This window comes from Mesorhizobium sp. M4B.F.Ca.ET.214.01.1.1 (assembly GCF_004791545.1).
GTDB lineage: Bacteria > Pseudomonadota > Alphaproteobacteria > Rhizobiales > Rhizobiaceae > Mesorhizobium > Mesorhizobium abyssinicae.
The window spans coordinates 42353-65104 of sequence record NZ_SRUX01000010.1; the positions used below are offsets into that span (position 1 = coordinate 42353).

The 22752-nt window shown below is 65.9% G+C and carries 23 protein-coding genes; 11 read left to right on the top strand and 12 right to left on the bottom strand.

The window, feature by feature from the left end; translation table 11 throughout:
• Nucleotides 1-580 precede the first annotated feature (580 nt).
• Complete coding sequence (locus tag EN857_RS20120) at nucleotides 581-2632, bottom strand: elongation factor G (protein ID WP_127286252.1); 2052 nt, start codon at nucleotides 2630-2632, stop codon at nucleotides 581-583.
• A 220-nt stretch (nucleotides 2633-2852) separates the two neighbouring features.
• Nucleotides 2853-3713, bottom strand: coding sequence for an alpha/beta hydrolase (locus EN857_RS20125; RefSeq protein WP_127393860.1), 861 nt, complete (start codon nucleotides 3711-3713; stop codon nucleotides 2853-2855).
• 147 nt (nucleotides 3714-3860) lie between these two features.
• Between EN857_RS20125 and EN857_RS20130 the strand changes: the two genes are divergently transcribed.
• Together EN857_RS20130 and EN857_RS20135 are read left to right on the top strand one after the other, a co-directional pair.
• On the top strand, nucleotides 3861-4412 hold the full coding sequence (locus tag EN857_RS20130; RefSeq protein ID WP_127393638.1) for an isoprenylcysteine carboxylmethyltransferase family protein: 552 nt from the start codon (nucleotides 3861-3863) through the stop codon (nucleotides 4410-4412).
• Nucleotides 4413-4546: 134 nt separating this feature from the next.
• Nucleotides 4547-4942, top strand: coding sequence for a cupin domain-containing protein (locus EN857_RS20135; protein ID WP_127393639.1), 396 nt, complete (start codon nucleotides 4547-4549; stop codon nucleotides 4940-4942).
• A 139-nt stretch (nucleotides 4943-5081) separates the two neighbouring features.
• Here the strand turns inward: EN857_RS20135 and EN857_RS20140 are convergent, their stop codons facing one another.
• Entirely contained in the window at nucleotides 5082-6284 is a 1203-nt protein-coding gene (locus tag EN857_RS20140) for a pyridoxal phosphate-dependent aminotransferase (protein ID WP_127393640.1), read from the bottom strand.
• Nucleotides 6285-6498: 214 nt separating this feature from the next.
• On the opposite strand from EN857_RS20140, the gene EN857_RS20145 reads away from it, so the two are divergent.
• The 3 genes from EN857_RS20145 (at nucleotide 6499) to EN857_RS20155 (ending at nucleotide 8936) form a co-directional block, all read left to right on the top strand.
• On the top strand, nucleotides 6499-7395 hold the full coding sequence (locus EN857_RS20145; RefSeq protein WP_127393641.1) for an EAL domain-containing protein: 897 nt from the start codon (nucleotides 6499-6501) through the stop codon (nucleotides 7393-7395).
• Nucleotides 7392-8252 carry an EAL domain-containing protein gene (locus EN857_RS20150; protein WP_127310771.1) on the top strand — a complete coding sequence of 287 codons (861 nt, stop codon included), beginning with the start codon at nucleotides 7392-7394 and terminating at the stop codon, nucleotides 8250-8252. The genes EN857_RS20145 and EN857_RS20150 overlap by 4 nt, the downstream gene beginning before the upstream one ends.
• Nucleotides 8253-8327: 75 nt before the next feature.
• Nucleotides 8328-8936 carry a glutathione S-transferase family protein gene (locus EN857_RS20155; RefSeq protein ID WP_127393642.1) on the top strand — a complete coding sequence of 203 codons (609 nt, stop codon included), beginning with the start codon at nucleotides 8328-8330 and terminating at the stop codon, nucleotides 8934-8936.
• 481 nt (nucleotides 8937-9417) lie between these two features.
• Here the strand turns inward: EN857_RS20155 and EN857_RS20165 are convergent, their stop codons facing one another.
• Nucleotides 9418-9630 carry a cold-shock protein gene (locus tag EN857_RS20165; RefSeq protein WP_006202464.1) on the bottom strand — a complete coding sequence of 71 codons (213 nt, stop codon included), beginning with the start codon at nucleotides 9628-9630 and terminating at the stop codon, nucleotides 9418-9420.
• A 37-nt stretch (nucleotides 9631-9667) separates the two neighbouring features.
• Nucleotides 9668-9931, bottom strand: coding sequence for a hypothetical protein (locus EN857_RS20170; RefSeq protein WP_127394209.1), 264 nt, complete (start codon nucleotides 9929-9931; stop codon nucleotides 9668-9670).
• Between EN857_RS20170 and EN857_RS20175 the strand changes: the two genes are divergently transcribed.
• On the top strand, nucleotides 9921-10250 hold the full coding sequence (locus EN857_RS20175; RefSeq protein ID WP_127285917.1) for a hypothetical protein: 330 nt from the start codon (nucleotides 9921-9923) through the stop codon (nucleotides 10248-10250). The genes EN857_RS20170 and EN857_RS20175 overlap by 11 nt on opposite strands.
• A gap of 41 nt (nucleotides 10251-10291) precedes the next feature.
• Here EN857_RS20175 and EN857_RS20180 read toward each other — a convergent pair whose 3' ends face one another.
• On the bottom strand, nucleotides 10292-10861 hold the full coding sequence (locus EN857_RS20180) for a methylated-DNA--[protein]-cysteine S-methyltransferase (RefSeq protein WP_127285918.1): 570 nt from the start codon (nucleotides 10859-10861) through the stop codon (nucleotides 10292-10294).
• A gap of 175 nt (nucleotides 10862-11036) precedes the next feature.
• On the opposite strand from EN857_RS20180, the gene EN857_RS20185 reads away from it, so the two are divergent.
• Both EN857_RS20185 and EN857_RS20190 read left to right on the top strand, forming a co-directional pair.
• Complete coding sequence (locus EN857_RS20185) at nucleotides 11037-11957, top strand: lytic transglycosylase domain-containing protein (protein WP_135859030.1); 921 nt, start codon at nucleotides 11037-11039, stop codon at nucleotides 11955-11957.
• A gap of 5 nt (nucleotides 11958-11962) precedes the next feature.
• Complete coding sequence (locus tag EN857_RS20190) at nucleotides 11963-12445, top strand: GNAT family N-acetyltransferase (protein ID WP_127394272.1); 483 nt, start codon at nucleotides 11963-11965, stop codon at nucleotides 12443-12445.
• A gap of 255 nt (nucleotides 12446-12700) precedes the next feature.
• Here EN857_RS20190 and EN857_RS20195 read toward each other — a convergent pair whose 3' ends face one another.
• Complete coding sequence (locus tag EN857_RS20195; protein WP_245511338.1) at nucleotides 12701-13033, bottom strand: hypothetical protein; 333 nt, start codon at nucleotides 13031-13033, stop codon at nucleotides 12701-12703.
• A 139-nt stretch (nucleotides 13034-13172) separates the two neighbouring features.
• Here EN857_RS20195 and EN857_RS20200 point away from each other — a divergent pair, with 139 nt between their 5' ends.
• Entirely contained in the window at nucleotides 13173-13724 is a 552-nt protein-coding gene (locus EN857_RS20200) for a DUF4142 domain-containing protein (protein WP_135859034.1), read from the top strand.
• A gap of 237 nt (nucleotides 13725-13961) precedes the next feature.
• Here the strand turns inward: EN857_RS20200 and carB are convergent, their stop codons facing one another.
• The 4 genes from carB to EN857_RS20220 form a co-directional block, all read right to left on the bottom strand.
• A complete protein-coding gene (gene carB / locus EN857_RS20205) occupies nucleotides 13962-17465 on the bottom strand; it encodes a carbamoyl-phosphate synthase large subunit (protein ID WP_127393512.1) in 3504 nt (1167 codons plus the stop codon).
• 221 nt (nucleotides 17466-17686) lie between these two features.
• Nucleotides 17687-18493 (bottom strand): SH3 domain-containing protein, encoded by an 807-nt coding sequence (locus EN857_RS20210; protein WP_127393511.1) that lies wholly within the window; start codon nucleotides 18491-18493, stop codon nucleotides 17687-17689.
• A gap of 130 nt (nucleotides 18494-18623) precedes the next feature.
• Entirely contained in the window at nucleotides 18624-19382 is a 759-nt protein-coding gene (locus EN857_RS20215; RefSeq protein ID WP_128346615.1) for a metallophosphoesterase family protein, read from the bottom strand.
• Nucleotides 19382-19738, bottom strand: coding sequence for a helix-turn-helix transcriptional regulator (locus EN857_RS20220; RefSeq protein ID WP_127393976.1), 357 nt, complete (start codon nucleotides 19736-19738; stop codon nucleotides 19382-19384). The genes EN857_RS20215 and EN857_RS20220 overlap by 1 nt, the downstream gene beginning before the upstream one ends.
• A 196-nt stretch (nucleotides 19739-19934) precedes the next feature.
• On the opposite strand from EN857_RS20220, the gene EN857_RS20225 reads away from it, so the two are divergent.
• Complete coding sequence (locus tag EN857_RS20225; RefSeq protein WP_127309547.1) at nucleotides 19935-21113, top strand: MFS transporter; 1179 nt, start codon at nucleotides 19935-19937, stop codon at nucleotides 21111-21113.
• 132 nt (nucleotides 21114-21245) lie between these two features.
• Here EN857_RS20225 and EN857_RS20230 read toward each other — a convergent pair whose 3' ends face one another.
• Nucleotides 21246-21710 (bottom strand): MarR family winged helix-turn-helix transcriptional regulator, encoded by a 465-nt coding sequence (locus tag EN857_RS20230; RefSeq protein WP_127393977.1) that lies wholly within the window; start codon nucleotides 21708-21710, stop codon nucleotides 21246-21248.
• Between the two features lie 192 nt (nucleotides 21711-21902).
• On the opposite strand from EN857_RS20230, the gene EN857_RS20235 reads away from it, so the two are divergent.
• On the top strand, nucleotides 21903-22697 hold the full coding sequence (locus EN857_RS20235) for an SDR family oxidoreductase (protein ID WP_128346613.1): 795 nt from the start codon (nucleotides 21903-21905) through the stop codon (nucleotides 22695-22697).
• Nucleotides 22698-22752: the final 55 nt, after the last annotated feature.

The following is a 22752-nucleotide window of genomic DNA, read 5'->3' on the forward strand; positions in this document are numbered from 1 at the left end:
AATGATTTCGACCCTGTAGCGTGCTCGATTCCGTCGATTTTTCTGGTCCTATCGAGCCTTGGAATAGGTTGGACCACAGCCTCCGTCTTTTTGCATGCGTGTGTTGCAAAATAGATGCTTGTTTCTTGGGCATGATGAGCACATATATAGATCATCTCCTGGGCGCGTTCTCCTCCCATTAGCGCCCTCGAGTGTTCCCCTCTGGAGGTTAGCCTTAACAGGCACTTCCAATCAAACTCAGCCGGATCTTTATTGATCCGGCTTTTTTGTTGCCCGCAGGGCAATGAGGGCGCGGAAAATCGATCGGCAATGCCACGTAACAGTGACATGTAACCTCTGGTAACATGGCGCAGACACACGCTATCGACTAAGCAGACCATAGGACGCGGTTTGGTCGGTTCGGGAGATGGGGGCATCACTCGGACGGACCGGGCTCAGGCGGCTACCGCGTCCGAACCTTTCTTCCGTCGGCTACAGGGCGGACACATGCGGCGGACCTGCCGTTTGCCTCCCAGGAAGACGGTCCGCGATAAACGGCGTCCGGATCACCCGGGCGCCGTTTTCGCATTGGCGGATCGGCTCAGGCAGCCTTGCCGTTGGCGTTCATCGCCTCGTCCGCCAGCCGGCCGGTCAGCTCGGCCATGTGGTCGAAGGCGGCCCGGTAGCTGGCGACGCCGGCCGTCGCCGAGCGCAGCTCGATGATCAGGTCGCCGATCTCCGCCTGCGGCATGGTCGCCTCGACCACATCCCAACCCGGCCAGTCGGGCCGCGCGTCATAACCGAGGATCTGGCCGCGCCGCTGCGGGATCAGGGCGATGATCCTCGACGTCGCGTCCGACGGCGTGACGATCTCGACCTTCATCACCGGCTCCAGCAGCACTGGCGAGCAGGCAGCCATGCCTTCCTTCATCGCCAGCTTGGCCGCCATCTGGAAGGCCATGTCGGAGGAATCGACGGCATGGTAGGACCCGTCCGAGAGATTGACCGCGACATCGACCACGGGGAAGCCGAGCGGGCCGGATTTCAGATAGTCGCGTATGCCGGTCTCCACGGACTGGATGTAGGTCTTCGGCACCACGCCGCCGGTGATGGTGTCGGTGAACTGGAAGCCGGAGCCGCGCGGCAGCGGCTTGATCTCGACCACCACGTCGCCGAACTGGCCGTGGCCGCCGGACTGCTTCTTGTGGCGACCGCGCTGCTGCGCCGATTTGCGGATCGTCTCGCGGTAAGGCACGGCCGGGTTGTGACCCTCTACCGGGATCTGGTTCTTGCCCTCGAGCCGCTCGCGCACGACCCGCAGGTGCATCTCACCATGCCCCGACAGCACGGTTTCGGCGGAGTCCTGGTTGTGGCGCAGGCTGAGCGAGGGATCCTCCTCGGCAAGGCGCTGGATGGCGGCCGACATCTTGACCTCGTCCTTGCGCTCCTTCGGCCGCAGCGCGAAGGCGAACACCGGCTGCGGCGGCTCCAGCGTGACCAGCGGACTGATGCCGCCCTTGGCGGAACTCAGCGTCTGGCCGGTCTTGACAATGTCGAGCTTGCCGAGCGCGACGGTGTCGCCCGCCTTGGCGGAGGCGAGCTTCAGCTGGTCCTTGCCAAGCATCTTGTAGATGCCGGAGACCTTGGCGGCTTCGCCGTTCGACAGGTAAAGCTCGGCCGCGTCGGCGAGCTGTCCGGAGAGCACGCGCGATACCGACAGCTTGCCGCCATGCGCGGTGTGGATGGTCTTCATCACCTGGACGACGGTCTGGTTGCCGTCGGGCGCGCCAAGGCGCTTGCGGGTCGCCTCGATGTCGGGCGCGTCATGGCGTATCGCCTTCAGGAGGCGCAGCACGCCATTGCCCTTCTCGGCGGTGCCGATCAGCACCGGCGTCACCGCGCCGGCGCGAAGATCGGCGGCAAGGTCGTCGAAGATCGCATCCTTCGGCGGTTCGATCTCCTCGAGCAGCTGCTCCATCAACTGGTCGTCGTGGTCGGCGAGCGTCTCCAGCATGGAGAAGCGGGCCTCCAGCTCGCGAGCCTTGTCGTCACCCGGTATGTCGGCGACCTGGCTCTCGGCATACTCGCGGTAGATGTAGGCACGCTCCAGCGCGAGATCGATCGAGCCGATGACGACACCGTCCTTGCGCAGCGGAATCTGGCGCAGCAGCAACGGCACCGAACTTGCCGGCTGCAGCATCTTCAGCGTGTCGCGCACGCCGGCGACCGCCTTGTCGACCTTGTTCAGGAACAGGATGCGCGGCACGCCGAGATCGTCGAGCTTGCGCATGATGAGCTGAAGCGCGGGGATCTTCTTCTCGTCGGCTTCGGCAACGACGACAGCGGCATCGCAGGCGGCGAGCACCGGTTCGGCCTCGAAGGCGAACTCGATAGAGCCGGGACAATCGACGAAGGTGAGCTGCTCGCCCATGAATTCCGTGGTCGCGAAGGTCGCCTCGACGCTCATGGCGTGGGCGCGGGCCTCGGCTGAATGATCGGAAACGGTGCTGCCTGATGAAACGGGATTCTGGCGGGGGATGGCGCCCGTGCGGGCCAGTATTGCTTCGAGAAGTGTCGTCTTACCGCTTGCGAAGGGACCGACTATGGCAATGCATTTCGGTCCCGTGCGTCGTCCTCCGGCGCGAGTACCCATGGCTGACCTCCACTCAGGCGTTTCCCTGGGAGCGGCGGCCGGCCTGTTCGGCCGTCGCGGGCGGGGCTTCTTTTCAATCGCCACCTGCCCAAGGGCATCGTCCCACGGGTTTGCGGGGAGGGCAAGGAAAATAGGAAATTCGGCGGCTTTGCGTTGTCAGGCGCTCAGGGCCAGCGCCATGCCAGCGGCTGCAAGGAAGCCGTTGCGCTATGCTGTGGCGTCAACCAGCCCGGCGCTGGGCCGGCAGGGCAGTATCGGCCTCCCGCGCCGCAACCGTTTCGGCAAAGCGCGACAGCATCGGATTGAACAGATCCGGTCGCTCCCAGAAGGGTGCGTGTCCGGCGCCCGGGACGACGTGGCATTGCTCCCAGAGCGAACCATGGTCCAGCGTGTCGAAGTAGTTGAGCCGGATGAAGGGGTCGTTCTCGCCATTGACGATCGCCACCGGAAAGGCGGCCTGCTCGACGACCTGCTTCTGGTCGGCGCCCTTGCCGGCCATCATCGAGCGCGTCACCACGGCGCGCAGCCGGCCATCCGTGCGCAGGATGGCTTCGCGGAACGACGGATCGGCGCTGTCGCCGAAGCACAGTGTTTCGAAGCGTTCGGCGTCGCGTTCGGAATAGATCTTCTTCGAAGCCAGCAGCATGTCCCAGTTGGCGTGGAAGCCGCGCAGCATGCCGAAGAAGCCTTTCGACACCGGTGGCGCGCCGGTCAGCATCAGTCCGTGGACGGCCGGATGGAAGCTTGCCAGCTCGATCGCGACATGGCCGCCGAGCGACCAGCCATAGACGATGGCGCGGTCGATGCTCAGATCGTCGAGGAGGTGGCCGGCGGCTCGCGCCAGGCCGGTGAGGGTGTAGTCCGCCATCGGGTCGGCGGCGTCCGAGGACTGGCCATGACCCGGGAGATCGAAAGCGACCAGCCGGTGGGCATCGGCGAGCGGGCTGTCGAACTGGCGGGCGAAGACGGCGCGCGAGGCGCCGGAACCATGGATCATCACGATGGGCATGCCGGGGCCTGCCGACTCGCTGACGCGCAAATCGGCCTGCGGGGTGCGGATCGTATGCTCGGCGACGGCCATGATGCATTGAACCTCAGGATTGCGTGACGTCCAGCATCGCATGCCCTGGGTCTACACGGGCTTTAGGTTTCTGGTTAAGGAAGGATTAATCCGCGGCGACCGGCTATAGTGCCTGCGAATCTTCGGCGTTGGCTTGGAAATTTGACGATGGAACGTGGGCTCGACCTTCTTGTCTCGATCATCGGCATCGCCACGGTCGGCCAATATCTGTGGTCGATGCGCGCCCATTTCCAATCGTCGGGCATGTCCTCGGGTGCGAAGATAATTTCGGTCGTCGTGGCCGCGACAGCGCTGTTTTTCCTGGCGATCATCTGGATCCTGCCGCAGCCGCCATTGGCCAAGATCGTCGGGCTGGCGATCCAGTTGGTGAGCTCCGCGCTGTTCTGGTGGGCGATTTCGAGGTCGCGCAAGGCGCGGCTACGCTTTGTCTTCGACGCCGACAATCCGCATGGCTTGGTGACCGACGGACCGTTCTCCTACATCCGCCACCCATTCTACACCTCCTACATCATCTTCTGGGCCGGTTGGGGTATCGCGACCTGGTCGATCTGGGCGGTGGTGCCCGTTGCCGGGATCTTCGTGCTCTACCTGATCGCGGCGCTGGACGAAGAGAAGAAATTTTCGCGCACCGATCTGGCCGGTGCCTATGAGGCCCATCGAAAGCAAGCGGGCCTGTTCTGGCCGCGGCTGCGATGGTGACACGTTTCGCCGCGTCGGGCCGCCCGGGAAGCCGTTGCGCCGCGAGCGGCATCGGAGGAAACTGCCGCCACGATGGCGGGCCGTAGCGCGACGGTTGCCGCCACGGATATGACATCAGTTCGAGGATCGAGACGATGAAGATCATTGCCTGCGGCAGCGTGCCGACCATCATGGCGCCGGAGAAATATTTCACCGGCCGGGTGCTGCAGACCCCGATCATCGAAAAGGAAGCGCCGGCGCGGCTCAGGGCAACCCTGGTCAGCTTCGAGCCGGGCGCGCGCACCAACTGGCACACGCATCCGCTTGGCCAGACGCTCTATGTCACTTCGGGCGCCGGCCGTGCCCAGACCTGGGGCGGGCCGATCCAGGAGATCAGGGCCGGCGACGTCATCTCGTTCGCGCCCGGCGAAAAGCACTGGCATGGCGCCGGCGCGAATACGGCGATGACGCATGTCGCCATGCAGGAAGCGCTCGACGGTGTCCATGCGGACTGGCTGGAGAAGGTCAGCGACGAGCAGTATGGCGGCTAGAGCCTTTGTTTTTGCGCAATTCCGGACGAAAGGCTACGGCGAAGTCGCCGAGCCTGCCGCTACGCACTTTTCCTGGAATTGCTCGGCGACCCAAGAAAAACCCGGCCTGGAGCCGGGTTTTCTTTTGGCGGCGACCTGATCAGGTGAGGGAGGCGGTGAAGCGCTGGATGCGCGTGGAGGCCTCTTCCAGAAGCGTCTCCGAGGTGGCGTAGGAGATGCGGAAGTTCGGGCCAAGGCCGAAGGCCGAGCCGAACACAACCGCCACGCCTTCGGCCTCGAGCAGTTCCGAGCAGAAGGTCTCGTCGCTGTCGATCACCTTGCCGGCTTTCGTCTTCCTGCCGATCAGCCCGGCGCAGGACGGGTAGACGTAGAAAGCGCCTTCCGGCGAGGGGCAGGAGATGCCGCGCGCCTGGTTGAGCATCGAGACGACCAGGTCGCGCCTGCCCTGGAAGATTGCCTTGTTCTTGGCAATGAAGTCCTGCGGGCCGTTCAGCGCCTCGACGGAAGCCCATTGCGCGATGGTGCAGGCGCCGGAGGTCTGCTGGCCCTGGATCATGTCCATGGCCTTGATCAGCGGCACGGGGCCGGCGGCGTAGCCGATGCGCCAGCCGGTCATGGCATAGGCCTTCGAGACGCCGTTCATGGTCAGCGTGCGCTCGTAGAGTTTCGGCTCGACCTCGGCGATGGTCCTGAAGACGAAATCGCCATAGGTGAGGTGCTCATACATGTCGTCGGTCAGGGTCCAGACATGCGGGTGCTTGAGCAGCACGTCGGCCAGCGCCCGAAGCTCGGCTTCCGTGTAGGCGGCGCCGGACGGGTTGGACGGCGAGTTCATCAAGAGCCATTTGGTGCGCGGCGTGATCGCCCTTTCCAGCACCGCCGGCGTCAGCTTGAAGCCGTTGTCGATCGAGGTGTCGGCAAACACCGAGGTGCCGCCGCAGATCGCCACCATCTCGGGATAGCTCACCCAATAGGGGCGCGGGATGATCACCTCGTCGCCAGGGTTCAGCGTCGCCATGAAGGCGTTGAACAGGATCTGCTTGCCGCCGGTGCCGACGATGGTCTGCTCCGGCCGGTAGTCGAGATTGTTCTCGCGCTTGAATTTTTTCGCGATCGCCTCGCGCAGCGGCGCGATGCCGGACACGGGCGGATACTTGGTTTCGCCACGGCGGATCGCGTCGATCGCCGCGTTCTTGATGTTGTCGGGCGTATCGAAGTCCGGCTCGCCGGCGCCGAGGCCGATGATGTCCCGGCCGGCGTTTTTCAGCTCGCGCGCTTTCTGCGTCACCGCGATGGTCGCGGAAGGCTTCACGCGGGAAAGGGCGTCGGCAAGAAAGGCCATGACCTGATATCTCCAAGGGGCGGCGCGGCCAGGAGCGGCCGCGGCGCCTCTCTTGTCGCAACATCCGGCCAAGCGCAAGCGCTGTCGCATGAGCCAGGGGTCAAGCCGCCGTGACCGGCATCGCCTCGGCAACAATAAATTCATCAACGGTCGCTAAAACCGCTGATGGCAGGATCATAAGCCAATTCCGCCAGTCTTGCGGAGCGAGGAACCCTTGTCGCGTAGTATCGGGCTCGCCCACATCATCCGTCATGATGACGGCACCGCAAGCGGTGTCTGGGGCGTCCATACGCTGCAGAGCGCCTTCCAGCCGATCTTCGCCTTCAACGAAGGCAAGCTGTCGATCGTCGCGTTCGAGGGGCTGATCAGGCCGTTTCGCGACGGCGAGCCGCAGTCACCGATGACTTTCTTCAACACCTGCCCGGCGGGCGACCGCCTGCATATCGAGGCGCTGACGCGCACGCTGCACCTGCTCAACGCCGGCGTCTGCCTGCCGGAGGAGGCATCGATCTTCGTCAATTTCGATCCCTCGGTGTTCACCGACCGCGGCGTCGCCGACAAGGCGCTGCGCGACATGCGGCTGGTGCTGCACGAGGCCGGCATCGACCCGCGCCGCATGGTGTGCGAAGTGACCGAGCAGAAAACGGCATCGCAGGAGGCGCTCTACAGCTTCGTCGAGGCGCTGAGGGCCAACGGCTTCCGCATCGCGGTCGACGATTACGGCGCCGACGAATCCGACATCAACCGGATCAAGGAGCTCAAGCCCGACATCGTCAAGTTCGACGCGCACTGGATCACGCAGCTGATGGAGTCCGGCGCCGGCTTTGCCCTCTTGACCACCATGGTGAGGAGCTTCGAGCAGCAAGGCATCCGCACCGTGTTCGAAGGCCTCGAGGAGGGCTGGCAGCTCGAACTCGCCGAAAAATCGGGAGCCTCGATGGTGCAGGGCTTCGTGCTGGCGCGGCCGGAACTGGCGCCGACCAGTTTTCGCGTCTTCGGCAAGGGGGCCCCGCCCGCGGCGGCGACGGGCGCCGGTGTGGCGCCGGCCGTTCCGGGCACGGCACCGGCAGCGCGCGGGGCGCGGGTATTTGGGCGCAGGACCGCATCGTGAGCGTATGGCCGGACAGGCGGCGCAACGCCGCCGAGGCGATCTTTGCCGACGAGATCGGTATCGAATACGGCGTCTATGGCGAGTTCCGGCTGAAGAGCGCCTACCAGCCGATCTTCGCACCACGCGGCCGCTCGCTGGCGCCGGTTGCCGTCGAGGCGCTGATCGAGGCGCAGCGGGACGCGAGGCCGCTCGCGCCGCCGGTGTTCTTCGACGGCGTCCCCTCTCCGGACCGCCTGTTCGTCGAGACGATGTGCCGGATGCTGCATTTGCGGAACTTCCGCAACATCGGCGTCGAGGGGCTCGACCTGTTCTTCAATTACAATCCGCTGGTCAACGATCATCTCGGGCGGGCGCTGGCCGAGATCCGGCTGATGACCAGGCATCTCGGCGAGCTCGACCTCTACCCCGGCATGCTGGTGTGCGAGATCACCGAGCAGGCGGCCGACGATCATGTCCTTGCCAGCCTGGTGCGCGAGATGCGGCGTGACGGCATCCGCATCGCTATCGACGATTTCGGCACCGGCCACTCGACCGAGGCGCGCATCGCGCTGCTTGCGCCGGACATCGTCAAGATCGACGGCGCCTGGTTCGCCGAGTTCTGCCGCCATGCCGCGGCCGAGCGTTTCTTCCGGCCGCTGGTCTCGACCCTGCACGACCGCGGCGCCAAGGTGCTGGTCGAGGGCATCGAGCAGGCCGTGCATCTTCGCGTCGCGCTCGATGGCGGCGTCGACTTCTTGCAGGGCTATCATCTCGCCCGCCCGGCGCTGGCCGGCACGATCTTCAACGAGGAGCCGCTGTCGATCGAGGCGCTGCTCGGCGCCGAAAGCAAGGTCGTGCCGTTGCATCAGCGGCGCTGATGCTCAGGCCAAAACAAATCACTGGATGAGGCGGCTTCCGCCGCGCGATATTGGCGCGAGCCGGAAGGAGACCCGATGATACTCTACAGCATGATCGACAGCGGCAATTGCTACAAGCCGCGCCTGCTGATGGCCAAGCTCGGCATTGCCTTCACCAATGTCGAGGTGAGCTCGCATACCGGCGACACCCGCAAGGCCGATTTCGTCGCCAAGAATCCCAACGCCATGGTGCCGCTGCTCGAGCTCGACGACGGTAGGCGGATCGCCGAATCCAACGCCATCCTGCTCTATCTCGCCGAGGGCACGCGCTTCCTGCCGGCCGACCGCTACCAGCGGGCGCTCGCCTATCAGTGGCTTTTCTTCGAGCAGTACAGCCACGAGCCCTACATCGCCGTGCGCAAGGCGCTGCTCACCTTTCCCGAGCGCGCCAGGGACGCGACGCCGGAACGGCTGGCATTGACGCTGGAGCGCGGCAACAAGGCGCTCGGCGTGATGAACAGGCATCTGGAAGCCAATGCCTTCTTCGCCGGCGATGCATACAGCGTCGCCGACATCGCGCTCTATGCCTATACGCATACCGCCGAGAAGGGCGGCTTCCAGCTCGACGCCTATCCTGCGGTTGCCGCATGGCTGAAGCGGGTCGAAGCGGACAAGGGGCATGTGCCGCTGGAGTGGCTGCCGTAGTTTCGTCGTCACGCCGTCGCCGCTTCGCGGCTGCTCCGGACGGGGCGCGAGTTAACAGTGTTACAGGCGAAAGCTTCAGCGAAGGCGTCCTTCTCCCCGTTCACGGGGAGAAGATGGCGGCAGCCAGATGAGGGGCGGCGCCAACTTTTGTGTTTGCATTGCTGTGCTGCTGCGCCAAGGAAGCCAATTCCGCAGCGTCGCGCCGCCCCTCATCTGCCGGGCACTTCTCCCCGTGAACGGGGAGAAGAAGGCAGCTTCGGCGGTTTCGCCAGTCTTCTGAACTGCGGGCAAATAAAAAGGCGGGATAAATCCCGCCTTCCCATTCCGGTAGCCTGATCGGGAGCGTATGGCCGGGCTGGCAGCTATCTGCTGTTCCAGCTTGTCGGGTCTTTCCGCTCCGGCGCGCTTCTCGCGCGACCGTCAGTACATCCGTGACTTGCCGCGCGCCCCGAACCTTCGTCCGGCGCGCGCTGTTGCTAAATCAGGCTGCCTTGCTCAGAGACCCAGCAGCGGACTTGCCGGTGCGGCGGTCCTGCTCGATCTCGAAGTTGATCTTCTGGCCTTCAACGAGGGTCGACAGGCCAGCGCGCTCGACAGCGGAGATGTGGACGAAAACGTCCGCGCCGCCCGCGTCGGGCTGGATGAAGCCGAAGCCCTTGGTGGCGTTGAACCACTTGACCGTACCAGTTGCCATTCGAAGTATCCTTCACATTTGCTTTAGTTTGACCGGACTAGGTCCAGCCGGTGGTATCGAAATTTTGGAGATAGACGTCAGCAAACGCGAAGATCGCGAGGCCCGATCGATCGGCCGAAATATCAATGCGATGCATATAGGCGGATTTTGCGTTGAAAACAAGACTGTGTGCGAAAGCCCTGATCGCACCGCCGCCCAACGGCCGCCCCAATCGCGTGAAAAATTCGCGACTGGCGTGCGCCGCGAGGGAGGAACGAGCAGGTCTCGGGCGCAGGGTTTGGGAGAGGATCATGAAGACCATACTGCTTGCCGCCTTGATGACGCTGGTGGCCGCCGAGGCGCAGGCGATCTCGCGCTACGACCCGACCCGGATGAGCTGCGACAGGGTGCAGGCGACCATCGCGCGCCAGGGCGCGGTCATCCTGCGCTACCAGTCGACGCGCGTGCCGGGGCTGCCGCTCTATGACCGCTACGTCAGGGACGAGCGCTTCTGCGACCTGGGCGAGGTGAGGAAGCGCGCCTACGTGCCCAGCGCCGATGCGAAATCCTGCCCGGTCTTCGTCTGCAAGCGGCCGGACTTCGATCGGCGGTTCCGTCGCCGTTTCCTGCAATCGGACTGAGGTCCGTCGACATTCAGGCAAGGCTGGCCTGCAGGCCGGGTTCAAAAGCCGAACGAGACCTGCGCCGAGGGCGGCGGGCCGAGACGCACGCCTTCCATGGCCAGCATCTTTTCCTTGGTGGTCGAGCCGCCCGGCGCCGAGAAGCCGCCGATCTTGCCGCCGGCGGCAAGGATGCGGTGGCACGGGATGACCAGCGGCACCGGGTTGGCGCCAAGCGCCGCCCCGGTTTCGCGAGCCAGCCCTTGATGGCCGGCGCGCGTCGCCAGCTCGCCATAGGTGGTCGTCTCGCCGAAGCCGAGCTTGCGCGCCGCGTCATAGATGGCGAGGCGGAAATCGTCGACGCCGGCAAGATCGACCGGCACGCCGGAGAAATCGACGTCCTCGCCGGCGGCATAGGCCTTGATCGAGGCGATCAGGTCCACCACCCATTTCGGCTGCTCGGTGGAGCGGGAAACGCCGCCATGGCGGAACAACCGGCGCTCGACCGCCTCGCGGCTGCGCTCGGGCAGGCAGAGGCGGATCAGGCCTTTCTCGCTCCAGGCGATGCCCATGAAGCCGATCACTGTTTCTAACACTGTGTGGCCGGCCGTGATCGCTTGCGTGGTTTCCATGACGTGTTCCTTTCCGCAAACGGCGAAAAACGGGGACGTGAACGGTACAGATAGGGAACAATATCGCAGTTTGCACCGGCTCCCGCCACCCGAAAACCGCCGGATGGCCCAGATTGCCCACGAAGAATCGCTGGTGTAAGGACTTCTTAACAACCGACAATCGGACCTGCAGGGCTTGGCAACCAAAATCATCCTCACCGCGATCGGCGTGCTCGTGGGCGCGGCTGGCCTGAGCGGTTGCACCTCGACCTCGCAGATGAAGGCCGCGCCCGCATTGGCGGCAGCCGCGACCCCTGCCGTCGAGGACGACACGCCGACCGTCGCGCTGCCGGAAACGGTGGCGGTGCTGCCCGAGCCCTCCGGCCTTGTACCGGTGCAGGTGGCGGCGCTGCCCGCCGATGCGACCACGGCAACGCCGGGCATGGCGACGCCGGGCGAGCCGTTGCCGCCGCCGGCCCAGCCAGCCGCTTTCGCCGGATCGACGCCGCTTGCCGCGCAGCCGGCCGTGATGGCCGGCACCTCGCCGCTCAGCCCGGGATCGATCAAGCAGGCGCCCGCCTATGCAACGGCCGCGATGGCCATGCCCGTCACCGGCCAGGCGGTGAAGGCGGCAACGATGCCCGGCGTCCAGCAGGTCGCCTATGTCGTGCCGCAGAACCCGGCGCTGCTTGCCCCGCCCGGCGAGCCCGAGCCGCACGCCACCGGCCCGCGCGCCGAGATCGAACGGCTGATCGAGAAATATTCCGCGCTCTACGAGGTGCCCATCGATCTCGTGCGCCATGTCGTCAACCGCGAGAGCACCTTCAACCCGAAAGCCTACAATCACGGCCATTGGGGGCTGATGCAGATCAAGCACGCGACGGCGCGCGGCATGGGCTATGACGGGCCGGCGAGCGGCCTGTTCGACGCCGAGACCAATCTCAAATATGCGGTCAAATATCTGCGCGGCGCCTGGCTGGTGTCGGGGGGCGATGAAAAGCGCGCCGACCGGCTCTACCAGAGCGGCTATTACTACGACGCCAAGCGCAGGGGCATGCTGGAAGCGACCGGCCTCGGTGTCGACCGTGCGCGGCGCCGCCTGCAGCCCGACGCCTGAGCGCGATGCCGCGTCCGCCGGCGCCTGACGACATCCGGCTGCGCAAGACCCTCGACGACGATCTGCCGCCGCCGCACTGGCCGGACGGCTTTGTCATGCGCGGCTTCGAGCCCGCCGATGCGCGGCCCCTGCATGCGCTGCTCACCGAAGTGTTCGACGACGGCACGGACGGGCCGTTCGACGAGTGGTGGCCGCGCATCTCCGGCGACGCCGAGTTCGACCCCGCTCTCTGCTTCCTGGTCATCGACGCCAGGGGCCTGCTGGCGGGAGCAGCCCTTTGCTGGGCGACGGCTTTCGTCAAGGATCTCGCCGTCCATCGGCAGGCGCGCGGCCGCGGCATCGGCGAGGCGCTGATGCGGCACGCCTTCATCGCCTTCCGCGAGCGGGGCGCGGCCCATGTCGATCTCAAGACCAACACGGTAGAGAACGCCGCCGCCCTCCGGCTCTACGAGCGGCTGGGCATGATGCCGGTCGACTGGGAAGGGTAGGGCGCTGCTTCCAGGCGGCCCGTCACGCTTTGCACCGGGAAACGGGACAGTTTGTGAACCGCTTCACATAAGCCGCCGCGCGCAAATGCTAACCCTGCGTCATGCCGCGCACCGATCGGGGGGTCGACAGTTTCGCGCGGCATCGGAGCGGTTGCGCCGGCATGTGTCAGCCACTCCACGGCGGGTCCCGAGGCGGGTTCGGGGCCCGCTTCGCCCTGTCTTCCCTTCGCCATGTCTTCCTTCAGCTATCCCTGGTCAGATATCCGGCGCGTTGCCGATCCTGCGCTTGATCTCGAGCGCCCAGGCGCGGCCCTCGTCGCCGCCCCACAACAGCCAGGCAATGTAGCCGGCCGACGGATTGTCCTCATTGCCGTAATTCTTGCCGCGCTTGTCGACCTCGTGGCGGGCGAAATAGCTGACCATGCGCCGGATCGTCGACGGCGACAGTTTCTCCCGGTTCTTCAGTTCGGTGGCCCGCGCCACGCCGATCTCGGTACCGCCGCGGCCGAACTGCTTGCGCAGCCTGAGACCCTTGGCGGCGTTGTCGGCGACAATTTCAGGGCAGCGGAGGTCGATCTCGTCGGGCACTGTCTTCACTCCAGTCTGGCAGCCAGGCAGGACAAGCATGCAGGAGATCTGGGTCGGTGTGCAGGCTAATTCAACGCAACCCCGCCGCCGATGCCGCGTTGGAAATGCCGGAGGGACCGTTCCGGATCGGAGACATCAGATGAAAACCCTTCTGACCGCGACCGTCGCAGCCCTGCTGGCCGGCGCGCCGGCCGCTCTGGCGCAATCGACGAACCAGGTCGCGCCCATGCTTGCCGACAGCAAGGTCGACACGCCGACCTTCGTCACCACCGTGCCCAACGCCAACGAATTCGAGATCCAGTCGATCAGGCTGGCCGAGGAGAAGGCCGCCTCCGACGACATCAAGGCCTTCGCCAGAGAGATGATCGCCGACCACACCAGGGCGGGCGAGGATTTCAAGGCGGCGCTGAGCCAGGGCCAGACCACCGCCTCGATCAAGCCCGCCGGGCCCGCGCTGCAGCCCAAGGAGCAGCAGCTGCTGGACGAGCTCAAGCGCGTCAGCGGCGAGGCGTTCGACCAGGCATACATCAAGATGCAGACCGACGCGCACCGGCAAGCGGTCGCCCTGTTCAGCACCTATGCGAAGTCCGGCGACGACCCGGCGATGAAGGAATTCGCCAAGAAGACGCTGCCGACGCTCAAGATGCACGAGAAGCACGTGAAGGAACTGGCGGTGGCGCATCAGGGGTGAGGGCCGCCGTGGACCTCGCTGTTGTTCGCCGGACGGTTCACCGGGTTTCTGAAGAGCACCTGAAGAGCATCTGGCTGGCGCCGCCCCTCATTGCCCTGCCGGGCATTTCTCCCCGTATAGTGACGGGGAGAAAGACGCTTGCGCCGGTGGTTTCGCCAATCGCCGAAGTCGCAGGAAGTGCGCCGGCGTCGCGGCCAGCTCCTTCTCCCCGTTCACGGGGAGAAGAGAGCTAATCGCCTAAGCAAAATACTCCTGCAGCGGCGTCACCTCCAGGCTCCCGGCCCGCAGCGCCGCGATCGCCTCCGCCACCGCCGCAGCACCCGACAGCGTCGTGTAATACGGCACCTTTTGCATCAGCGTCGCACGCCGCAGCGACTTGGAGTCCGACACCGCCTTCTGGCCGTCGGTGGTGTTGAAGACGATCTGGACCTGGCGGTTGCGGATGGCGTCCTCGATGTGGGGGCGGCCTTCCAGCACCTTGTTGATCTTTTCGGCCACCACGCCGTTCTCGGCGAGGAAGCGCGCGGTTCCGGAGGTGGCGAGCACCTTGAAACCCTGGCCGGCGAGGCGCTTGACGGCGGGCAGGATGCCCTTCTTGTCCTCGTCGCGCACCGACACGAACAGCGTGCCGGAGCGCGGCAGGTCGACATTGGCGCCGAGCTGGCTCTTGGCGAAGGCGAGCGCGAAGTCGCGGTCGAGGCCCATGACCTCGCCGGTCGAGCGCATTTCCGGCCCGAGCAAAATGTCGACGCCGGGGAAGCGGGCGAAGGGGAAGACGGCTTCCTTGACCGCGATATGGCCGGGGTTGCGCGGATCCGGCATCGGGCCGTAGTGGGCGAAGGCATCCTCCAGCGTCTCGCCGGCCATGATGCGGGCGGCGATCTTGGCGATCGGACGCCCGATGGTCTTGGCGACGAAGGGCACGGTGCGCGAGGCGCGCGGGTTCACTTCCAGCACATAGACCGTGCCGTCCTTGATCGCGTATTGCACGTTCATCAGGCCACCGACATTGAGCGCGCGAGCCAAGGCAGCCGTCTGGCGCTCCAGCTCGTCGACCAGGTCCGAGGGCAGGGCGTGCACCGGCAGCGAGCAGGCCGAGTCGCCCGAGTGGATGCCGGCCTCCTCGATGTGCTCCAGAATGCCAGAGACAAAGGTCGCCTTGCCGTCGCAGAGGCAGTCGACGTCGACCTCGATGGCGCCCGACAGATAGGTGTCGAACAGCAGCGGGTTTTTTCCCAGCAGCGTGTTGATCTGGCCGGTCTTGTCGTTGGGGTATTTCTGCTTGATGTCCTCCGGCACCAGGCCGGGCACGGTGTCGAGCAGGTAGGTCTGCAGCATGCCCTCGTCATGGATGATCTGCATGGCGCGGCCGCCGAGCACGTAGGACGGGCGCACCACCAGCGGGAAGCCGAGCTCGCCGGCGACGAGGCGGGCCTGCTCGACCGAATAGGCGATGCCGTTCTTCGGCTGGGTCAGGCCGAGCTTGTGCAGCAGCTTCTGGAAGCGGTCGCGGTCCTCGGCGAGGTCGATCATGTCGGGCGAGGTGCCGAGGATCGGGATGCCGGCCTTCTCCAGCGCGTCGGCCAGCTTCAGCGGCGTCTGGCCGCCGAACTGGACGATGACGCCGACCAGTTCGCCGGACGCCTGCTCGGCGCGCAGAATCTCCAGCACGTCCTCCGCCGTCAGCGGGTCGAAATAGAGCCGGTCGGAGGTGTCGTAGTCGGTCGAGACGGTCTCCGGGTTGCAGTTGACCATGATCGCCTCGTAGCCGGCGTCGCGGAGCGCAAACGCCGCGTGGCAGCAGCAATAGTCGAACTCGATGCCCTGGCCGATGCGGTTCGGGCCGCCGCCGAGGATGACGACCTTCTTGCGCGACGAAACCTGCGCCTCGTTGGCGAGGCTGCCTGCGAACGGAACCTCATAGGTCGAGTACATATAGGCGGTGGGCGAGGCGAACTCGGCGGCGCAGGTGTCGATGCGCTTGTAGACCGGATGGACGTCGAGCTTTTCTCTGACCTTCTGAACCGCTTCGGCGTCGCTCTTCGTCAAGGATCCGAGGCGAGCGTCCGAAAAACCCATCGCCTTCAGCATGCGCAAATTCTCGGCATCCTGCGGCAGGCCGTGCTCGCGCACGCGCTCCTCCATGGCGATGATGCCGGCGATCTGCTCGAGGAACCACGGGTCGATCTTGCACATGGCATGCACGTCTTCCAGCGAGGTGCCCATGCGGATCGCCTGCGCCACCATGCGCAGCCGTTCCGGCGTCGGCGTGCCGAGTGCTGCGCGAATGGCGTTGCGGTCGTCGACATGGCTGGCGGGCGCGCTGCCGTGGCCGAGGCCGGGAATCTCGATCTCGTCCAGACCCGTCAAGCCGGTCTCAAGTCCGCGCAGCGCCTTCTGCAAGGATTCCTGGAAGGTGCGGCCGATGGCCATCACCTCGCCGACCGACTTCATGGCGGTGGTCAGCACCGGCTCGGCGCCGGGGAATTTCTCGAAGGCAAAGCGCGGGATCTTCGTCACCACGTAATCGATCGACGGCTCGAACGAGGCGGGCGTGGCGCCGCCGGTGATGTCGTTCTCCAGTTCGTCCAGTGTGTAGCCGACGGCGAGCTTGGCCGCGATCTTGGCGATCGGGAAGCCGGTCGCCTTGGAGGCCAGCGCCGACGAGCGCGAGACGCGCGGGTTCATCTCGATCACCACCAGGCGGCCGTCGGCCGGGTTGACGGCGAACTGCACGTTGGAGCCGCCGGTCTCGACGCCGATCTCGCGCAGCACCGCGATCGAGGCGTTGCGCATCATCTGGTATTCCTTGTCCGTCAAGGTCAGCGCCGGCGCGACGGTGATCGAGTCCCCCGTGTGCACGCCCATCGGATCGATGTTCTCGATCGAGCAGACGATGATGCAATTGTCCGCCCGGTCGCGGACGACCTCCATCTCGTATTCCTTCCAGCCGAGCACGCTCTCCTCGATCAGCACCTCGGTGGTCGGCGAGGCGTCTAGGCCGGACTGGACGATGTCGTAGAATTCGGCGCGGTTGTAGGCGATGCCGCCGCCGGTGCCGCCCATGGTGAAGGACGGGCGGATGATGGCCGGCAGGCCGACATGGTCGAGCGCCTGGGCGGCGATCGCCATGCCATGGCTGATGTAGCGCTGCTTGCGGTCGCCTTCGCCGAGGTTCCAGCGGGTTTCCAGCGCGTCGAGCGCGGCGTCGAGATTGTCGGGGTTCTCGGCCTTCAGCGCGGCGCGCTCGGCCTCATGCGTCTTGCGGTCGGCGTTCTTGACGTCGGTGGCGTTGGCAAGCATCGACTTCGGCGTTTCCAGGCCGATCTTGCTCATCGCCTCGCGGAACAGCGCGCGGTCCTCGGCCTTGTCGATGGCATGCGCGTCGGCGCCGATCATCTCGACATTGTAGCGGTCGAGCACGCCCATGCGGCGCAAAGACAAGGCGGTGTTGAGCGCGGTCTGGCCGCCCATGGTGGGCAGCAGCGCGTCCGGCCGTTCCTTGGCGATGATCTTGGCCACCACTTCCGGCGTGATCGGCTCGATGTAGGTGGCGTCGGCCAGCTCCGGGTCGGTCATGATCGTGGCCGGGTTGGAGTTGACCAGGATGACGCGGAAGCCCTCTTCCTTCAGCGCCTTGCAGGCCTGGGTGCCGGAATAGTCGAACTCGCAGGCCTGGCCGATGACGATGGGGCCGGCCCCGATGATCAGGATCGACTTGATGTCGGTGCGTCTTGGCATGGTCTACGGGTTCCGTTCGGCGAGCGGCTTGCACGAAAAACCGGGACGGGAGGACCCGGCCGGTTGTGCTTGCGATTCTGGTATCAGGCTAGGAGGGCCTTATAGGGAAGAGTTTTGGCGGATGTAACCCCGAAAATGAGGGATTAGGGAGTAGGGGAGTAGGGGAGTAGGCAGGGTTTCAGGCGCCCAGTGCCTATTCCCTACTGCCTACTGCCTAATACCTATTCCCCCAGCGCAAGCTGGTCCGTGATCTCGAATCGCTCCGAGGTGCCGATCCGGATCATGTTGAGCGTGCCCTCGCGGGTGAAGCGGAATTCGTCTGCCGAGTCCGAACTGGCCGGGAAGCCGCCGTGGAAGGTGATGATGCGCGTGCCGCCATCCGGCCAGGCTACCGTGACGGCACTCTCGCCGCCCGTGTGCACGACGGTTACCTCGCAGCGGGTCATCGGCTGGCCGATATGGCGCGCGCAGGGGATGCCGCCGGAGGCATCGGGGGCGGGGCCGTCGGAAAGTCCTGCCGCCGATGATGTGAAGGCAAGGCCATAGGCATCCTGCATGGCCGTCCTGCCGATATCGGCGGCGGAGCGCGGCGCCGCCGGGTCAGAGCCGCCGAGGCGCGCGGTGATGTCGGCGGCCGGTGCTTCGGGGAGTTGAGGCGCGCTGGCTTCGGTCGACGGCGCGGCGGCATCATCGGGCGCCGGCGCCGGATTGTTCGGGGTCAGGTAGCGCGCGGGCGCCCAGCCACCGACGCGAGGGTTCTCGGTGTCCTCGACCTTGCACCAGGGATTGCCGTTGACTTCGTTGCAGCCGAGATTCTTCACCGCCGCCCCGCCGGGCAGGCGCGCCTGGATCTTTCCGGTCGCCGATGCGGTGGCGCGGATGTTGAGCAGGTCGTCCGGCGCGAGGCCGCTGACGATGGAAATGATGGTGCCAGGCGCGTCCTCGGCCATGGCCGGCGAGGCGGCCAGCGGCAAAGCGACGGCAATCAGTGCCTGCAGCGTCGATCGGAGCGGAACTCTGCGCTTCATCCTTCGGCCATGGGCATGCACGTTCCAAAGCGCGACCGACTCAAGCGCGCCACCTCAAGCCGAGGCGGTTATAGGAGACGATATGGCGCGATGTCATCTGAAACTTGGCGGTGACGGGGCGTGCCGCCGCTCAGTCCGGCATGAAGCCGGTTCTGAGCGCATGCGCCCATTCCGGCCGTCCCGCCTGTTCGGCCTGCCTGGCCGCGGCCTCGTGGTCGTAATCGACGGCGATGGCCTCGAAGCGGTCGGGGCGGCCCTGCTCGCCGAGTTCGACGATGCCGTAGCGCGCATGCGGCGTGCCTTGCTCGGAAACATGCGCCGGCGGCGTGTCATCGTCATAGGCGGGGCAACCGATGCTGCCGGGGTTGAAGATGACCGGGCCGCCGGGGATGCGGATCAACTCGGCGCGATGGCTGTGTCCGCACAGCACGATGCGGCAGGCGGGGTTGAGCGATTTCAGCCGCCGCCGGATCGCGGCCAGCGGCGCGCGCACCAGCTGGCCGTCGGTGATCGCATCGGCGAGATATTTCTCGTCATGGTCGGGGCGGGCGTGGAAGGCGACCACGCCGGGCAGGACCTCCAGCGTCAGCGGCAAGGCCAGCAGCGCCTCGCGCTGCAACCCCGTGAGCCGTTCCTGGGCGTAGCGGTCGGACGGCCACATCGTCTCGTCGGCGGGGTCCTGCGCCACGCGGCGGTCATGGTTGCCGCGCACGGTGGGCAGCTTGAGCGCCTGCAGCCGTTCCATCGTCTCGCGCGGCCAGAGCGGGCCGGAGACGCAGTCGCCGAGATTGACGGTGATATCGGCGCCGCCGCGATGCTTGAGGTCGTCGAGCACGGCGTCCAGCGCCAGCAAATTGCCGTGGATGTCGGCGAGAACCGCAATGCGCATCAGGCGCCGATCTCGATCTCGGCGGCGCCGACCATGGGCAGCGCCTTGTCGTCACCGGCGGCGGCAATGACACTGTCGAGCAGGCCGGGGAAGCGGCGGTCGAGGTCGTCGCGGCGCAGCGTGATCATGCGGTTGGTGCCGACCGCTTCGGTGCGGGTGACGCCGGCCTCGCGCAGCTTGGCCAGGTGATAGCTGAGGTTGGTCTTGGAGCCGAGATCGAGGAACTTGCTGCAGTTCATCGGCACGCCTTCCTTGCTCGCCAGGAAGCGTACGATGGCAAGCCTGGTCGGGTCGCCGAGCACGGCGAGCACGATCGGCAGGCTGATCTGGTCAGCATTGGGGTGAGGCAAGGTCATCCCCGGGAATTAAGCACAATCCGGGCCGATTTCAACGCGTCTCCTTCTGCGGCGGGGGCAAACGATCCGTTGATCGCGGGCTCTGTCCTGACACAGGGCTGTCAGCAGGGTTCAGCTATTTTCCCTTGGCTTCATTGACACCATGCCCTGCCATGTCCAATTGTTCAATAACTTTTGAACTAAAGGACACTCCCCCATGGACAAGCGGATCTTCTGGCTTGCGCTCGGATCGTTCGCGATCTCGACCGAAGGCTTCGTCATCTCCAGCCTTCTGCCCGACATCGCAGCCGATGCCGGCATCTCGATTCCGCTCGCCGGGTCGCTGATCACCGCTTTCGCGCTCGCCTATGCGTTCGGCACGCCGATCCTGGCCACGCTGACCGGCGAATGGGACCGTCGCCGCGTCATCCTGTGGACGCTGGTGTTCTTCGTGCTCGGCAACATCGTTGCGGCGCTGAGCTCGTCCTTCGAACTGCTGCTGATCGCACGCATCATCATGGCGCTGTCGTCCGGCCTGTTCGCCGCGACCGCGCAAGGCACGGCCGTGGCGCTGGTCGACGACCATCACCGGGCACGCGCCATCGCCGTCGTCGTCGGAGGCACCACGGTGGCGGTTGCCGTCGGCGCGCCGCTCGGCGCGCTTGTCGCGGCCGTCGCCGGCTGGCGCGGCACCTTCTTCGCCATTGCCGGGCTCGGCGCGCTGGCCGGCGCGATCCTGTGGTGGCGGCTGCCGCGCGGCATCATCGGCACCAGGCTCCCGCTCAAGGCGCGGCTGGCGGCGGCGCTTCGGCCCGGCGTGATGCCGATCCTTTTGACCACCGCCCTGGCGCTGGTCGGCGCGTTTACCGTCTTCAGCTTCATCGCGCCGCTGGCCATCCAGAGCGGCGGCTTGAGCCCGCTGGCGCTGCCCGGCATGCTGCTCGCCTTCGGCGCCGGCGCCGTCATCGGCAACATCGCCGGCGGGCAGGCCGCCGACCGCTTCGGCGCGACTCGCACCGTCGCCTGGTCGCTGGCGCTGAGCGCTGCCATGCTGGTCACCTTCTCCCTGATCCCGACCTTGCTGCCGCAGCATATCGCCGGGCCGGCGCTGATGGCGATGATGGTGCCGTGGGGCATCGTCGGCTGGGCCTTCCCTCCGGCGCAGGCGAGCCGCATCATCAAGCTCGCCCCGGACGCCGCCCCGATCGTGCTCTCGCTCAACGCCTCGGCGCTCTATCTCGGCGTGGCGCTGGGCGCGGTTGTCGGGGGCGCGGTGCTGCGCTTCGGCGTGCCGGCCGATCTCGGGCTGGTCGCGGCGGTGTTTCCGATCGTGGGCCTGGGTATCGTGCTGGCCGGTCGGGCATTGGCCCGCCCGGTCGCAATGCCGGCCGAGTAGCCGCTGCAAAGCTGGAGCATGATCCCGGAAAGTGGGAACCGGTTTTCGGAAAAGATCATGGTCCAACAAAGAATTAGATCAGGACGACGATTCAACGAAACGTCATCCTGATCTGGATTGGCGGCCGCTTCTTCAGAGCGAAGGAGCGGCCGCCGGCATTTCCAGATCGAGATCAGCCACCGCGTCCAGAGCCGCGCGCAGCTTCGCCGCCTGCTCGGCGCCGACCTTGTCCTCGAACTGCTGCTGCGCAGCGCTCCACAGCTTGATCGCCTCGCCAAGCTTGACGTTGCCCTGCGGCGTCAGCCGCACGCGCTTGACGCGGCGGTCGTCCTTGTCGGCAAAGGTCTCGACATAGCCGTCGCGGATCAGCGGCTTCAGCGTGTGCCCGAGGGCCGAGAGGTCCATGATCAGCGCCTCGGCGATGGTGCCCATTGCCGGCTCGCTGCTGACATGGATCTGAAAGAGCAGGCCGAACTGCGTGCCCTTCAGGCCCGATGGTGCCAGCGCGTCATCATAGAAGCGGCCGAGGCTCCGCGCGGCGCGCCGCAGCGTGGCGTTGTTGCAGCGGCTGAATCCTGGCTTGTGGGATTCGGTCATGTTCGCTCCTTGGCGGCGAAAAGCTGCGCCGGCCTGCCGCAAAAATAGTTTTTGCCGCCGCCGTTGACAAGATAGTGGCATATACCTATTTCGGCAAAAGTGGCATATGCCACTAATTGAAATCGGAGGTTATCGGCGGGTGACATGGTCATCATCGCCGAACCCGAGCGAAGCGAACAAAGGAACGGGACAATGAGCACGAAGGACAACAAGGGCACGGCCGTCATCACCGGGGCTTCCTCGGGCATCGGCGCGGTCTATGCCGACCGGCTGGCCGGGCAGGGCTACGACCTGGTGCTGGTGGCGCGGCGCGCCGACCGGCTGCAGGAGGTGGCGGACAGGCTGGCTTATGCCTATGGCCGCAAGGTCAAGACGATTGTCGCCGATCTAGCCGACGACAGCGACCTGCGCCGGGTCGAGCAGGCGATCGCGACGGACGAGAGCGTGACGCTGCTGATCAACAATGCCGGCATGGGCGGCATCGAGACGGTCGCCGACGCCGATGCCGACGCGGCCGAGAGCATGATCAAGGTCAATGTCGTTGCCTTGACGCGCTTGACCCGCGCGGCGCTGCCGGGGCTGCTGGCGCGCAACCACGGCGCCATCGTCAACATCGCCTCGGTGGTCGCCTACGGCATCGCGGTCGGCGGCATCTACAGCGGCACCAAGGCCTATGTCGTCAACTTCACCGAAGCGCTGCAGAAGGAGGTCGCCGGCACCGCGGTGAGGGCGCAGGTCGTGCTGCCCGGACCGATCCGCACCGAGTTCTGGGACGCCTCCGGGATCAGCCTCGACAGGATCAACCAGGACTGGGTGATGAGCGCCGACGACCTGGTCGACGCCGCCCTTGCCGGCCTTGCCCAGGGCGAGACCGTCACCGCGCCCGGACTTGCCGATCCGGCCGGTCTGGACACCTATCTCGGCGCGCGGGACCAGTTCTACGGCAGCCTGTTCGCCGGCAAGCCGGCGGCGCGCTACGCGGTCTAAGTCCCAGTCGTCTGGCGGCCAGCCTGAGTGTCTGTTCTCCCCAATTCCGGACGGA

Coding starts and splice junctions, on each gene's coding strand:
- EN857_RS20135 (WP_127393639.1), top strand. CDS start 4,547: ATGAAGATCATTGCCTGCGGCAGCGTGCCGACCATCATGGCGCCGGAG.
- carB (WP_127393512.1), bottom strand. CDS start 17,465: ATGCCAAGACGCACCGACATCAAGTCGATCCTGATCATCGGGGCCGGC.
- EN857_RS20155 (WP_127393642.1), top strand. CDS start 8,328: ATGATACTCTACAGCATGATCGACAGCGGCAATTGCTACAAGCCGCGC.
- EN857_RS20165 (WP_006202464.1), bottom strand. CDS start 9,630: ATGGCAACTGGTACGGTCAAGTGGTTCAACGCCACCAAGGGCTTCGGC.
- EN857_RS20170 (WP_127394209.1), bottom strand. CDS start 9,931: ATGGTCTTCATGATCCTCTCCCAAACCCTGCGCCCGAGACCTGCTCGT.
- EN857_RS20235 (WP_128346613.1), top strand. CDS start 21,903: ATGAGCACGAAGGACAACAAGGGCACGGCCGTCATCACCGGGGCTTCC.
- EN857_RS20190 (WP_127394272.1), top strand. CDS start 11,963: ATGCCGCGTCCGCCGGCGCCTGACGACATCCGGCTGCGCAAGACCCTC.
- EN857_RS20175 (WP_127285917.1), top strand. CDS start 9,921: ATGAAGACCATACTGCTTGCCGCCTTGATGACGCTGGTGGCCGCCGAG.
- EN857_RS20180 (WP_127285918.1), bottom strand. CDS start 10,861: ATGGAAACCACGCAAGCGATCACGGCCGGCCACACAGTGTTAGAAACA.
- EN857_RS20200 (WP_135859034.1), top strand. CDS start 13,173: ATGAAAACCCTTCTGACCGCGACCGTCGCAGCCCTGCTGGCCGGCGCG.
- EN857_RS20230 (WP_127393977.1), bottom strand. CDS start 21,710: ATGACCGAATCCCACAAGCCAGGATTCAGCCGCTGCAACAACGCCACG.
- EN857_RS20220 (WP_127393976.1), bottom strand. CDS start 19,738: ATGACCTTGCCTCACCCCAATGCTGACCAGATCAGCCTGCCGATCGTG.
- EN857_RS20130 (WP_127393638.1), top strand. CDS start 3,861: ATGGAACGTGGGCTCGACCTTCTTGTCTCGATCATCGGCATCGCCACG.
- EN857_RS20215 (WP_128346615.1), bottom strand. CDS start 19,382: ATGCGCATTGCGGTTCTCGCCGACATCCACGGCAATTTGCTGGCGCTG.
- EN857_RS20140 (WP_127393640.1), bottom strand. CDS start 6,284: ATGGCCTTTCTTGCCGACGCCCTTTCCCGCGTGAAGCCTTCCGCGACC.
- EN857_RS20225 (WP_127309547.1), top strand. CDS start 19,935: ATGGACAAGCGGATCTTCTGGCTTGCGCTCGGATCGTTCGCGATCTCG.
- EN857_RS20125 (WP_127393860.1), bottom strand. CDS start 3,713: ATGGCCGTCGCCGAGCATACGATCCGCACCCCGCAGGCCGATTTGCGC.
- EN857_RS20120 (WP_127286252.1), bottom strand. CDS start 2,632: ATGGGTACTCGCGCCGGAGGACGACGCACGGGACCGAAATGCATTGCC.
- EN857_RS20210 (WP_127393511.1), bottom strand. CDS start 18,493: ATGAAGCGCAGAGTTCCGCTCCGATCGACGCTGCAGGCACTGATTGCC.